The organism is Ferrimonas marina, from assembly GCF_900129905.1.
GTDB classification, from domain to species: domain Bacteria; phylum Pseudomonadota; class Gammaproteobacteria; order Enterobacterales; family Shewanellaceae; genus Ferrimonas; species Ferrimonas marina.
Genome location: NZ_FQXG01000002.1, coordinates 649,151 through 660,899 on the forward strand (window position 1 = coordinate 649,151; position 11,749 = coordinate 660,899).

General features: G+C 62.5%; 8 protein-coding genes. 3 read left to right on the forward strand and 5 right to left on the reverse strand.

Features of this window, described 5'->3' with window-relative positions:
* Nucleotides 1-26 precede the first annotated feature (26 nt).
* The 4 genes from BUC04_RS06550 to BUC04_RS06565 form a co-directional block, all read right to left on the reverse strand.
* Complete coding sequence (locus tag BUC04_RS06550; RefSeq protein ID WP_067663116.1) at nucleotides 27-995, reverse strand: PstS family phosphate ABC transporter substrate-binding protein; 969 nt, start codon at nucleotides 993-995, stop codon at nucleotides 27-29.
* Between the two features lie 82 nt (nucleotides 996-1,077).
* Nucleotides 1,078-2,373, reverse strand: a complete 1,296-nt coding sequence (gene phoR / locus BUC04_RS06555; RefSeq protein WP_067663119.1) for a phosphate regulon sensor histidine kinase PhoR — start codon at nucleotides 2,371-2,373, stop codon at nucleotides 1,078-1,080.
* An 85-nt stretch (nucleotides 2,374-2,458) separates the two neighbouring features.
* Nucleotides 2,459-3,148, reverse strand: a complete 690-nt coding sequence (phoB, locus tag BUC04_RS06560) for a phosphate regulon transcriptional regulator PhoB (RefSeq protein ID WP_067663122.1) — start codon at nucleotides 3,146-3,148, stop codon at nucleotides 2,459-2,461.
* A gap of 249 nt (nucleotides 3,149-3,397) precedes the next feature.
* Nucleotides 3,398-4,312 carry a porin gene (locus BUC04_RS06565; protein ID WP_073325713.1) on the reverse strand — a complete coding sequence of 305 codons (915 nt, stop codon included), beginning with the start codon at nucleotides 4,310-4,312 and terminating at the stop codon, nucleotides 3,398-3,400.
* Between the two features lie 356 nt (nucleotides 4,313-4,668).
* Here BUC04_RS06565 and rdgC point away from each other — a divergent pair, with 356 nt between their 5' ends.
* Complete coding sequence (gene rdgC, locus BUC04_RS06570; RefSeq protein ID WP_067663128.1) at nucleotides 4,669-5,583, forward strand: recombination-associated protein RdgC; 915 nt, start codon at nucleotides 4,669-4,671, stop codon at nucleotides 5,581-5,583.
* 452 nt (nucleotides 5,584-6,035) lie between these two features.
* Here rdgC and BUC04_RS06575 read toward each other — a convergent pair whose 3' ends face one another.
* Nucleotides 6,036-7,811: a M61 family metallopeptidase gene (locus tag BUC04_RS06575; protein ID WP_067663131.1), complete on the reverse strand. Its 1,776-nt coding sequence runs from the start codon at nucleotides 7,809-7,811 to the stop codon at nucleotides 6,036-6,038.
* A gap of 87 nt (nucleotides 7,812-7,898) precedes the next feature.
* Here BUC04_RS06575 and BUC04_RS06580 point away from each other — a divergent pair, with 87 nt between their 5' ends.
* Nucleotides 7,899-10,022, forward strand: coding sequence for a tetratricopeptide repeat protein (locus BUC04_RS06580; RefSeq protein ID WP_067663134.1), 2,124 nt, complete (start codon nucleotides 7,899-7,901; stop codon nucleotides 10,020-10,022).
* Between the two features lie 157 nt (nucleotides 10,023-10,179).
* A complete protein-coding gene (locus BUC04_RS06585; RefSeq protein WP_067663137.1) occupies nucleotides 10,180-11,745 on the forward strand; it encodes a GGDEF domain-containing protein in 1,566 nt (521 codons plus the stop codon).
* The last annotated feature ends 4 nt before the right edge of the window (nucleotides 11,746-11,749 follow it).

The following is an 11,749-nucleotide window of genomic DNA, read 5'->3' on the forward strand; positions in this document are numbered from 1 at the left end:
ACCCCGCCATTGGCGGGGTCGTTAAATTAGAGGGGTATCCCCAGCGCCGCCAGGTCCCGGGCGATCACCGTTCGGGGCAGCGATACGTAGCCATCCCGGGCGACGATGGCCTGGCCCTGCTCGGACAAAACGTAACGCAGGAATTCAGCCACCAGCGGGTCTAACGGCTGATTGGGGTGCTTGTTGACGTAGACATACAGGTAACGACTCAGCGGGTAGTTGCCGGTGGCCGCATTGGCGGCGGTGGCTTCGATGAAATCCCGGCCACGCTTGGACAGCGGCACCGCTCGCACCCCGGCGGTCAGGTAGCCGATGCCGGAATAGCCCACCGCGTTGAGGGAGGTGGATATCGACTGCACCACGGAGGCGGAGCCCGGCTGCTCATTAACCTTGGCCTTGAAGTCGCCGTTGCACAGCGCCCGCTTCTTAAAGTAGCCATAGGTGCCGGATACCGAGTTGCGGCCATACAGCTGCAGGTCCCGCTGCTGCCAGCCACCGCTCAGGCCCAGATCGCCCCAGCGCAACACAGGTTCGCCACCGCAATTCTGGTTGGCGGAGAAGATCCCATCCACCTGCTGGAGGGTCAGCCCCTCGATGGGGTTGTCCTTGTGAACAAACACCGCCAGGGCATCGATGGCCACTCGCACGGCAGTGGGCTTGTAGCCGTAGCGTTTCTCGAACGCCTCCACCTCGTTGGGCTTCATCTTGCGACTCATCGGGCCTAGCTGGGAGGTGCCCTCGGTCAGCGCCGGTGGTGCGGTGGAGGAGCCTGCCGCCTGGATCTGCGGGTTGATGTTGGGGTAATGGTTGCGAAACCCTTCGGCCCAGCGAGTCATCATGTTGGCCAGGGTGTCGGAACCCACTGAGGAGAGGTTGCCAGAAACGCCACTGACCTTTTCATAGCGTGGCAGTTCGGTTGACTCCGGCGCCGACCAGGCCGGGGCCAGCAGGCCCAGCCACAGGGCCAGCAGGGAACGTCGGGCGGCAAACTTCATCTTGGGGCTCCTGTCCTTTGGCGCGATGCCATCCAGTGTGGCGGGGATTTGTGACCCCCTATCGACGGTTGCGTGACCGGCCTCAGCTCTCGGCCACCAGGGCGGTGGGCAAACGGAAGCTGAAACGGCTGCCCTGCCCCACCTCGGACTCAATGCTCAGCTGGCTGTTGTGATGGCTCAGGGCATGCTTGACGATGGCCAGGCCAAGGCCACTGCCGCCGGTTTCCCGGGAGCGGGCCTTGTCCACCCGGTAGAAGCGCTCGGTCAGACGGGGCAGGTGCTCCGCTTCGATCCCCTCGCCCTGGTCGGTCACCAGGAAGTTGGCCCCCTCGGCGTCGTTGCGCCAGCGAACCTGGATCTGGCTGCCCTCCGGACTGTAGCGGATGGCGTTCTGCACCAGGTTGGCGCAGGCACTGTGCAGCTGCATCTCGTCACCATACACCTTGAGCTCGGGGTCGATATCAAACTGCAGCTGGTGGCGTCCAGCGGACAGCTCCAGCGCCTCCTGCTCGACGGTTTTCAGCAGCGCCGGCATGTCCACCACATGGGCAAAGTCGATGTCGGTGGAGGACTCGATGCGCGACAGGGTCAGCAGCCGCTCTACCAGGTTCTTCATCCGCTCGGACTGGTCTTCCATCGCCTGGTACTGCTTGGCCACCATGGAGTCCGGCTCGCAGGTCATCTGCATCATCTCGACGTAGCCCTGCAGCACGGTCAATGGGGTCTTCAGCTCATGGGAGACGTTGGCAACAAAGTCGCGGCGCATCTGCTCCAGCTGGCGCAACCGGGTGACGTCCCGGGCGATCAGCAGGCGCTGGTTGTCGCCGTAGGGGATGATCCGGATCTCGAGCTGGCGCTCCTCGTTGGTAGGAGAGACCAGCTCGAGGGGATCGCTGAAGCGGCGGCGATTCCAGTATTTTACAAAGCGGGGGTGGCGCAGCAGGTTATGGATGCGGTTGCCGGAGTCTTTGGGCCAGCGGATCCCCAGCAGGTGCTCCGCCAGGCGGTTGCTCCACAGGATCTGCCCTTGCGGGCCCAGCACCAGGGTGGCATCCGGCAGTGCCTCGGCCCCCTCGCGGAAGCGGGACAGCATCCGCGCCAGTTGCGCGCGACGACGGCGATTCTTGCCCTGCAGTCGATAGATGCCATTGAAGATCGGCTCCCAGCTGCCACTGCCGTGGGGCGGTGTCAGGCTGCGGTCGTGCCAGAGCCAGTGGGCCAGGCGGGTCAGGTGCCGATAGTGCCAGAACATCAGTGCCCAGGTCCCCAGCAGCAGCATCCAGGCCAGTTGCTCAAACACCAGGCCCAGGATCAGGAAGGGGACAAACCACAGCACCAGCCGCAGCATCAATCGTGGACCGGAGTATTCTTCAAACATCTAAAGACTCTAACAAAAACAAATCCGCCACGCGCTCACAGGGTCGAACCCGGTGTACTGCATGGCGGACATTAACTTGGACGACTCAGGTCTTGGTGGAGAAGCGGTAGCCCGCTCCGCGCACGGTCTGGATCAACTTATCGTGGCCCTTGAGCTGGATCGCTTTGCGCAGACGACGGATGTGCACATCGACGGTGCGGTCCTCTACGTACACGTTGGTGCCCCAGACGTTATCCAGCAGCTGCTCACGGCTGTAGACCCGCTCAGGGTGGGTCATAAAGAAGTGCAGCAGGCGGAACTCGGTGGGGCCCATGTCCAGGCTCTCCTCATCGACGGTCACCCGGTGGGACACCGGATCCAGGCGCAGGCCATGCACCTCAACCGCTTCCTCCAGACGGGTCGGGGCCGCGCGGCGCAGTACCGCCTTGATGCGGGCCACCAGCTCCTTGGGGGAGAACGGCTTGGTGATGTAGTCGTCGGCACCGACCTCGAGGCCACGGACACGATCTTCCTCTTCGCCGCGGGCGGTCAGCATGATGATGGGGATCTGACGGGTGTGCTCCTGCTGGCGCAGGGTCTTGGCCAGCTGAATGCCGCTGCCACCGGGTAGCATCCAGTCCAGCAGGACCAGGTCCGGGTAGGGCTCATTGATCGACTCCAGACCCTGATCATAGTCGGCGGCACTGGTAGTACGGAATCCGTGCTGATCCAGCACAAAGGTCAACATCTCGCGGATAGCAGATTCGTCTTCAACAATCAGGATATTGGCAGTCATAGGTCTCGATATGATCCACAGGCTTTGGTTTCGCCGCAGATTATCTGGCAGTTTGATGACAGAAATATGATAACCCCATACTTGAGCCAGGTAAAAATCAAGAAATAGACAGGGGAATCATGGGGCTAACCACCAAGCTGGTAACATGATGGCTACAAGCAGGGCGGTAACAGGGCAACAAGACGCAAAAAGGGGCCGCAAGGGCCCCTTTGTATTGCATGGCATCACCGCGAAGGGCGACAGCCAGGCTTAGAAGTCGTAGCGTACGCCAACAGCGAAGTAGGAGTCGTCGTCGGCACCGTCAAACTCCAGACCGGTGTAGTAGGCGTTCAGACGCATGGCGGAGGAGAGCTTGTGCTCGGCGCCCACGCTGTAGGAGGTGTTGGCCTTGCCCGGGACGTCACCGTCGACAAACTGGGCTTTCAGCTTGGTGTTACCCAGACCGTAAGCGGCGGAGACCAGGATGGCGTCGCCGGAGGCACCAGAGGAGACCACCTCTTCGTCGGAGAACATGAAGCCCAGCTCGACGCCGGCCAGCTTACCGCCAGCGGTGACACGCAGGATGTCACGGTCGGAGACTTCACTGTCGTAACCGATGGCGGCGTAGAACGGCTGCGCCTTGTAGTTGGCGTCACCGGCCATGGCAGCAACGGAGAAACCGTTCTCGCCGTTGCCGTTTTCGGTCAGGTAGGTCACCTCACCTTTGAACATGCCAGCGATGGTCGGGGTGGCGTAGGACACCTGTTGGGAGGCACGAACCTCACCGCCCATCACCTTGCCCAGGTCACCGTCGAAGTCGTTGAACTGGTCAACCTTACCCTGGGACAGCTTCAGCGCGGTGTCACGACGACCGATGGTGGTGGAACCGAAGTCTCCACGCAGGCCAATGAACTGGTTACGGTTGGAGAAGGGGTCGCTACCGGTAACGCTCAGGCCCCACTCGGCCTGGTAGAAGGCTTCCAGGCCCGCGGAGATCTCATGGCTACCCTTTACGCCGAAACGCGAGGAGTGGCTGGCCACTTTGGTCTCGCTTTCGCCAGCTACGTCGGTAGCTTGCAGGGTCAGGTTCAGACGGCCGTAAACGTCAACGTCGTTGGCGGATACCGCGGCAGGCAGGGTGGCAGCGGCAACAGCGGCAGCCAGGACAGTACGCTTGATAGACATGGTGTTCATGTTCCTTGTTAAATTCGGGTGTTTTCCGGGTTCAGGAGAAAACGAGGCGCAGTGTGACAACTGTATGTGACAGTTATATTTCATGTTTCCGTGACATTTTTATTACGTGGAGAAACCATGTTCAACCGGTAACAGTGCGTTTACCGACGGGTGATCGCCGTCACACCAACGCTCGATACTGAGAGCAATCCCCTGCCAAAAAGCCCCACTGCAGCGGAAGTTAAAGCACACCAAACAGACTGTTCTTTCTGCAGAACGGTGGCCGGCGCGGGGTTTCAATTGAACCGCTGCGGCCTTTTCCCTAAACTGCCGCTCCGCAATCACGCTAATCGATATCAGGTGCATCCATGTGGTTTAAGAACGCGCAGCCCTACCGGCTCACCAAACCCCTGAACTGGCAAACCGAGGAGCTGGAACAGCAACTCGAGTCCCTGGCCTTCGTCCCGGCCAACAGCCAGGAGGTCAGCAAACTGGGCTTCGTCGCCGCCCTGGGCAACAAGGCCGGCCGCTCCCTGGTCCACGAAGTGGAAGGCAGCCTGCTGATCGCGATCGAGAAAGAGGAGAAGATGCTGCCGGCCTCGGTGATCCGCGAAGAACTGGAAGAGCGGGTCCGCCAGCTGGAAAGCGAGCAGGGCCGTCCCGCCCGTAAGGCGGAGAAGGAAGCGATGAAGGAAGATATCGTCGCCGTGCTGCTGCCGCGGGCGTTCAGCCGCCGCACCCAGATCCGTGCGCTGATCCTGCCCAAGGCCCAACTGGTGCTGGTGGACACCTCCAGCGCCAACCGCGCCGAAGAGCTGCTGTCGCTGCTGCGCCAGGCGATGGGCTCGCTGCCGATCGCCCCGCTGATGCCCAACACCCTGCCGGAAGAAGCGATGGCGGACTGGGTTCGCACCGGCGCCATCGGCAACAACCTGACCCCGCTGGAAGAGGCGGAGCTGAAGAGCCTGGCGGAAACCGGCGGCAGCGTGAAGCTGAAGGACCTGCCGCTGGACAGCGACGAGGTGCGCGCCTACCTCGACAGCGGCCTGCTGGTCAGCAAGCTGGGCCTGGACTGGGCCGACAGCCTGACCTTCGTGCTTAATGCCGACATGTCCCTGAAGCGCATCAAGTTCTCCGATGTGATCCAGGAGCAGAACGACGACATCGATAAGGAAGACCTGGCAGCGCGCCTGGATGCGGACCTGGTGCTGATGGCCGGCGAGTTCAACCGCCTGTGGCCGGATCTGCTGGACGCCATGGGTGGCGTTGACGACACCATCTGAGTCGTCGGAGAGAAAAAGCGGGCCCCTGGGGGCCCGCTTTTTTGTTGATTCTTTTCATATTTTGCGGGGTTAGCTCTCACTCGTGAGAGTCTCCCCTCTCTGCTTCGTAACTTTGTCGCGTTGGCGACAGCAACCAAAGGGGCGCTCCGCCCCCTTGGAACCCCCGTTGCCTCCAATCGGTGCTGAATCCTCGCATCGACGGCATCGACTGGCGGCAATGACCAGAGTCGGCTTCCATGCCTCCGCTGGTCACTCGGGCCGTCCTGGCCCTCAGCCTTGCCAATGACGCCTCTACTCGGGCACCTCAAAGTCGGCGCAAGAGTCATTGCTTCATCATGCCTGGGAGGGCAAATCAAGCTTGGCTTCGCGGATTTAGCTTACTGCAAGAGCTTCAGTGTGCTGTTGCCCCTGGAGTTCCGCAGTGAAGCTTTTTTAATGCTTGGCTATGTGCCTCAAAGCTGCTCGAACGGCCAGGCGACGCCACTCCAAAGGGCAAAGCGCTGACGCTGGGCCTCGGTCGCTGACTCCAGAGGTACAATCTTGGGGGTGCCCTTGGGGCGCTGCTGCAGGGTCAAAGGCAGTTCCATCAGGCGCTGACGGCGAAACAGGCTGAGCATCACCTGCTGCCCCGCCTCGGCCTGGGCCAACAGGCTGGGCCAGTCGCTGCCAAGCCAGCGACGTCCATCCACCGCCACCAACTCATCCCCTACGGTCAGTCCGGCCTGCCAGGCCGGGCCATCCCGGCGCACCTGAACGATCTTGCCGCTGTCCTTCTCCGTGGTCAGTCCCAGGTCCCACTCCTGCTCCTCGGGCCACTGCAGTTGCAGGCCGGTTTGCGCCAGCAGCGCGGCCAGGTCCAGTTGCAGCGGACCGTCGATGTGCTGCGACCACCACACACTGGGATCCCGCCCTACCAACTCCGTTAAGCGCTGTTGCAACCGGGCGCTGTCGTAGCTGCCGGGCAAGGGGTCTTGCTGGTACAGGCTCTGGTGCAGTGCCTGGATCCCCACCCCATCGCGGGAGCCCATGATGAAGTGATCCAGCGCCCAGGAGGCCAGGTAGCCCTCACTGTAGAAGCTGACGCTGTGATTGAGGCCATAGTCGCCGCCGCGGGCGATCCAGCCGTCGAAGCTGGCCTGGGCCACGCTTTGCCAATCCCGGCCGGGCCGATTCAGGTGGCTGTTGAGCCGCTTGGCCAGATCCGCCAGGAACTCCTCCGGGGTCATTAGCCCGGCCTGCAGCAACCAGCGGTTCTGCAAATAGCTGGTACCGCCCTCGGCAAACCACAGCAGCGGGGTGTAGTTGTCCTGCTGGTAGCGATAGGGGACCAGGCCGGCGGGACGGTAGGCCTTGACGTTCCAGGTGTGGATCAGTTCATGGGCGGCGGTAGCGAGAAAGCTCAGGTAGTCTGCCCGCTCGGCAAAGCGCCAGCGGGGGCGCTGGATCACCGTCGAGTTGAGGTGCTCTGTGGCCCCTCGAGCTCCGTCGGTGGCGTGGACAATAAACAGGTAGTAGTCGTAGGGGTACTGATGGTCGTAGTAGGCACCGCCCACCTCCACCAGCGCCTTAAGATCGGCCACCATCTGCTCGGCGTCGTAGTTGCCCTCGCCCCAGATCACCAGCTCATAGTCCCGTCCCCTGACCTGGAACTGGAAATCCTGGTGGATGCCGGTTTCAATCGGGCTGTCCACCAGCACGTGGTAGTCCTTAGCGGCAAAGCGGTGCGGTCCCAGTCGCCGCATACCGGAGACCGAGCGCCAACCCTTGGGCACGGTCAGTGCAACCTCAAGCGGCCGGTCGATACCGTCCAGGTCGTACATCAGCACCCCGGAGGCGTCCAGGTAGGCGTGGCTGTCGTCGATATGGCGGCTGCGGTCCCCCAGCTCGGTGGCGTGCACCTGGTAGCGTAAACGGACCTCCCCCGGCTCGGTGACCTGCACCTGCCAGGTGGCGCGGCGTACCTTCTGCCAGGCCAGGGGGCGGCCCTGACTATCCACCGCCTCGAAGGCGCGGATCCCATCCGCCATCGGCAGGATCTGGTAGCGGCCGGTGCGCCAGTTGGGTAGGGCCAGCTGCAATGGGCCGGGCTCGATCTGGGGTAACACCATCTCCACCTGGGCGATGTGATGCCCGGGTTCACTCAAATCGATGTGGTATTGGGTCGTGGCGGCAGCCACGGAGGTACTGACGAACAACCAGAAAATGGCCAGCAGCTCCCTTAGCTTCATAGCAAATCCTTTTGTTTGAATTATTGTTATGTCATTGGTGGGCTGGCAGTATATCAAGCCGATAACAAAAATAGGGAAGGAGACGGGATGAGATCTGCCATCCTCGGCCTGCTTTGGGTGTGTGCGTTGCCTGCCCTGGCCTTTGACAGCAAAGATCTGCAGCTGGCTCGTGAGCAGCTGGTGGACAACCCGCAAGCCCTGTTGCAACGCTACGGCACACAACCCTCCGAACTGCCCGCCCTGGAGACCGAACGCCTGCTGCTGGTGGGCTTCGCCCACCTGGAACTCTCCAACCAGCCTGAGCTGGCCCTAGCCATCGAGCAACTGCACCAACGCCCGCTGACCCCGATACAACAGAATCGATTGCTGCTGCTCGAGGGCAGTTACGTCGGCGCCATGCTCAGCGAGTTTGAGCACGCCCTGGAGCTGTTTGCCAGTGCCAACCTGGCCCTGGCAGCGATGTCGGAGCCCGAAGCCCTGTCGCTGCACATCGACGTGCTGCTCAAATCCGGCTCGCTACTGCGCTACCTGCGTCGCACCCCCGAGGCGATCGAGGTGCTGGGTAAGGCCCGCAAACGGGCGCTGCTGGCGGGGGACAACGCTCGTCTGGCCAAGGTGGAGCATCACCTGGGGCGCAGCTACCGGCTCAGCCAGATGCACGGTGAGGCGGTGGAACACTACCGCTCTGCCATCAGCCTCTCCAACGAGATCCGCGACCCGGACTTCCCGGTGATGCTGTCGATGGAGCTGGCCCGACTGCTGCGCGAAACCGGTGAGTACGAGGAGGCGCTGGATTACGCCCACCAGGCGGCCCAGCAAGCCCAGGAGATCAACGAGCGCCACCTGCTGGCCAACGCCCTGTCCGAGGTGGCCTATGTGCATGAGCGCCGCGAAGACCACTCCCAGGCCCTGCATTACCACCTGCTGGCACTGACCAACCTGGAGCGGATCGACACCCCGCTTGGGGTCGCCGCCGCCCGTCACGACATCGGCCGGGTCTACCTCGACAGCGCCCAGGCGGAGAAGGCGCTGGAGTATTTCAACAAGGCGCAGCCGGTGTTCGAGCAGCGCGGCCACCGTCGCTATCTGTTCGTTAACGGCCTGCGCATGGCCCAGGCCCATGTCAGCCTGGACCAGCTGGAGCAGGCCCAACGGGCGGCAGCGCCGCTTAAGGCGATCGCCGAACAGCAGCAGGAGCGCGACCTGCAGCGGGAGTTCTGGCACACCCTGGCCACCATCAACAAATTACTGGGCCAGGATGAGCTGGCCTGGGGCCAGCTGAGCAAGGCCCTGAACATCCACGTGCCCACCACCGACATCACCGGGGTGCAGTCCTCCAAGGCACTCTCCTCCCAACAGCTCAAATCGGATCTGAGCCAGCGTGACCGCCAGTTGGCCCAGCAGGGGCTGGAGCTGCAGCGCTTGCAGGTGCAGCGACAGATTGGCGGTGCCAGCTTGGTGCTGCTGGTGCTGATCCTGCTGACCCTGTGGCGCCGTCATCACCTGCAGGGTCGCCACCTGAGCAAAAGCCGCGCCGCCCTGCTGACCGAGCCGGTCAGTGGCGCCGGCAACCGCCAGGCGCTGGTGCAGGCACTGGATCAGACCCCTGCCGGTGCCCTGGTGCTGCTGCAGCTGGGCTCGCTGGCCCAAGGGGAGCTGGAGGTGGGTCAGCATCGCCACAGCCTCGACCGACGTGCCCTGACCCGCCAACTGGCGGAGATCCAGGGAGTCAGCCAGGTGTTGGAGATCAGCCCCGGCGCCTTTGCCCTGGTGGTCCAGACCGGGGCGATCCAGGAGTGGCTACCCCTGCTGCTGAGCCGGGCCCAGGCCTGGCCGGAGCTGAGCCGCTATCGTGACCTCCCCATCGCCGCCGGCAGTATCCCCCTGCCGTTCCAGCCCGGCTCGATGCTGCGCCTGGCCGCCAGCCAATCGCTCGAGCTGTGTCAGCTGGCGTTGTGGTCGGCCATTCGTGCGGCGCAAGAGGCTGGGCAACCGCGTTATGTGCTGCTGCAGCCCATCGCGCTCAATGCACCGCTGCTGCAACCGGACCAGGTGTACGAAAGTGCCACCAAGTGCATCCAGAACGGGGTGATCCGCTGCATCAGCAACCACCAGCAGGAGCTCTCACTGCCCAACCCTGCGGAGCAGGACAGTGTGATCACGCTAACAAATCCATCGCCGAACCCTGCGCTCAAACGAGCCGGGCTCTAAGCTATAGGCGTTGCCGCTACCCTGTGTTATAACCATCGCATATGTACTTGAATCCCTTTACTGTTCTTAAGGCCAAGCAAGGCCTTCGCAATCTGGCATCGGGAGACGGCTTGAACTGCACCACCCGCCGACAGGGGCACCACGAGGACACCGAGGCATGAGTGAAACCTCTACCCAGCCCCTCGAGCGCAGCATGCTCGAACAACAACTGAAACGGGCCCAGCAGGCACAACGCAAGTTGCTGGAGCTCAACGAGGTCAACCAGCGGCAGATCCGCGGACTGGTCGAGTGTGTCCATCATCTCAGCATCAGCTGCAAAGGGCAGAACCTGGAGCTGGACAATCGGCTCGCCAAACTGCGATCACGACTGGCCAGTGAGAAGCAGGTCGACGCCCTGCTGCCGGAGTTGGCGGCGCTGTGCCGCACCCTGCAATCCCAGGCACAACATTCCCAGCGCGAGGTCAAAGGCAGTCAGGAAGCGATGGCCAGCCTGGCCAAGCGCCTGACCCAGCTGGCCGACCTGCCCGAGGGACTGCAGCGGGAGCTCACCTTCTTCCAGCAGGAGATGAAGAAGCCGGTCTACAGCATCTGGGAGCACCTGCCGCAGCTGCGTCGCCTGGTCGGCTACTACGAGGCGCTGCTTAGCGAGCGCCTGGCCAGCAACACCCCACTGGAGGTCAGCCCCAAGCATCAGCAGATGGCCCACGAACTGGCACAACTGCTGTCGGAGCTGGAGTTCCGCCCGGAGAACCGCTCCACTATCGCCGCCGTCAAGGCGGAATTGGCTGGCGAGATCGGGGTTGAGAGCCTGCTGGACGCCTATCAGCAGGTACTGGATCTGCTCACCGGTGAGATTGTCCGCGAGAAAAACTCCTCCCAGCAGTTCCTGTTTGCCATCAACGACGCCCTCAACGTGGTGCGCGAAGCGGTATCGGACAACTGGAACCTGACGGTCCGCAACTTCGGCAACCAGCGCGAGCTCAATCGCAAGCTGTCCAGTCAGTGCAACGCCCTGGGTGACTCGGTCGCCAACGCCACCGAGCTGGAGCAGCTTAAGCAGCACGTCAGCAAGGAGCTGGCGCAGTTGCGGGGGATGCTGGAGAAGCGGGAGCAGGAAGACCAGCGCGAGTTTATGAAGCTCAAGGAGTCGATGGAGCAGATGCGCAAGGAGCTGTCGGCCATCACTAACGAGGCCAGCAGCTATAAAGAGAAGCTGGTGGAGCAGCAGCGCCTCAATATGCTCGACGCCCTGACCCAACTGCCCAACCGGGCGGCGCTGGAGGACCGGCTCAAGCGGGAGTATCGCAATGTCCGGCGCTACGGCAGCAAGCTGTGGGTGGCGGTGGTAGATATCGATCACTTCAAGTCGATCAACGACAACTTCGGCCACACCACCGGCGATAAAACCCTCCAGGTGATCGCGATGGCGCTGAAAAACGCGTTGCGAAAAGAGGAGTTTGTCGCACGCTACGGCGGTGAGGAGTTTGTCCTATTATTGCCAGAAGTGGACGAAGAACACGTGGCGCTGATCCTCAACCGGACCCGTGAGCGGATCAAGGCCATCCCCTTCAAGTTCCGTAATGACCGGCTGACCGTCACCATCTCGGTGGGGGCTGCGCTGGTGGCGGGCAACGAAACCATCCAGGAAACCTTCGAACGGGCTGACGCGGCGCTCTACCGGGCCAAGCGCCAGGGCCGCGACCGGGTGGAAATCGATAACTGAGACG

Excerpts from the sequence above, each read along its gene's own strand:
- BUC04_RS06550 (WP_067663116.1), bottom strand. The coding sequence starts at position 995 with ATGAAGTTTGCCGCCCGACGTTCCCTGCTGGCCCTGTGGCTGGGCCTG.
- phoR (WP_067663119.1), bottom strand. The coding sequence starts at position 2,373 with ATGTTTGAAGAATACTCCGGTCCACGATTGATGCTGCGGCTGGTGCTG.
- phoB (WP_067663122.1), bottom strand. The coding sequence starts at position 3,148 with ATGACTGCCAATATCCTGATTGTTGAAGACGAATCTGCTATCCGCGAG.
- BUC04_RS06565 (WP_073325713.1), bottom strand. The coding sequence starts at position 4,312 with ATGTCTATCAAGCGTACTGTCCTGGCTGCCGCTGTTGCCGCTGCCACC.
- rdgC (WP_067663128.1), top strand. The coding sequence starts at position 4,669 with ATGTGGTTTAAGAACGCGCAGCCCTACCGGCTCACCAAACCCCTGAAC.
- BUC04_RS06575 (WP_067663131.1), bottom strand. The coding sequence starts at position 7,811 with ATGAAGCTAAGGGAGCTGCTGGCCATTTTCTGGTTGTTCGTCAGTACC.
- BUC04_RS06580 (WP_067663134.1), top strand. The coding sequence starts at position 7,899 with ATGAGATCTGCCATCCTCGGCCTGCTTTGGGTGTGTGCGTTGCCTGCC.
- BUC04_RS06585 (WP_067663137.1), top strand. The coding sequence starts at position 10,180 with ATGAGTGAAACCTCTACCCAGCCCCTCGAGCGCAGCATGCTCGAACAA.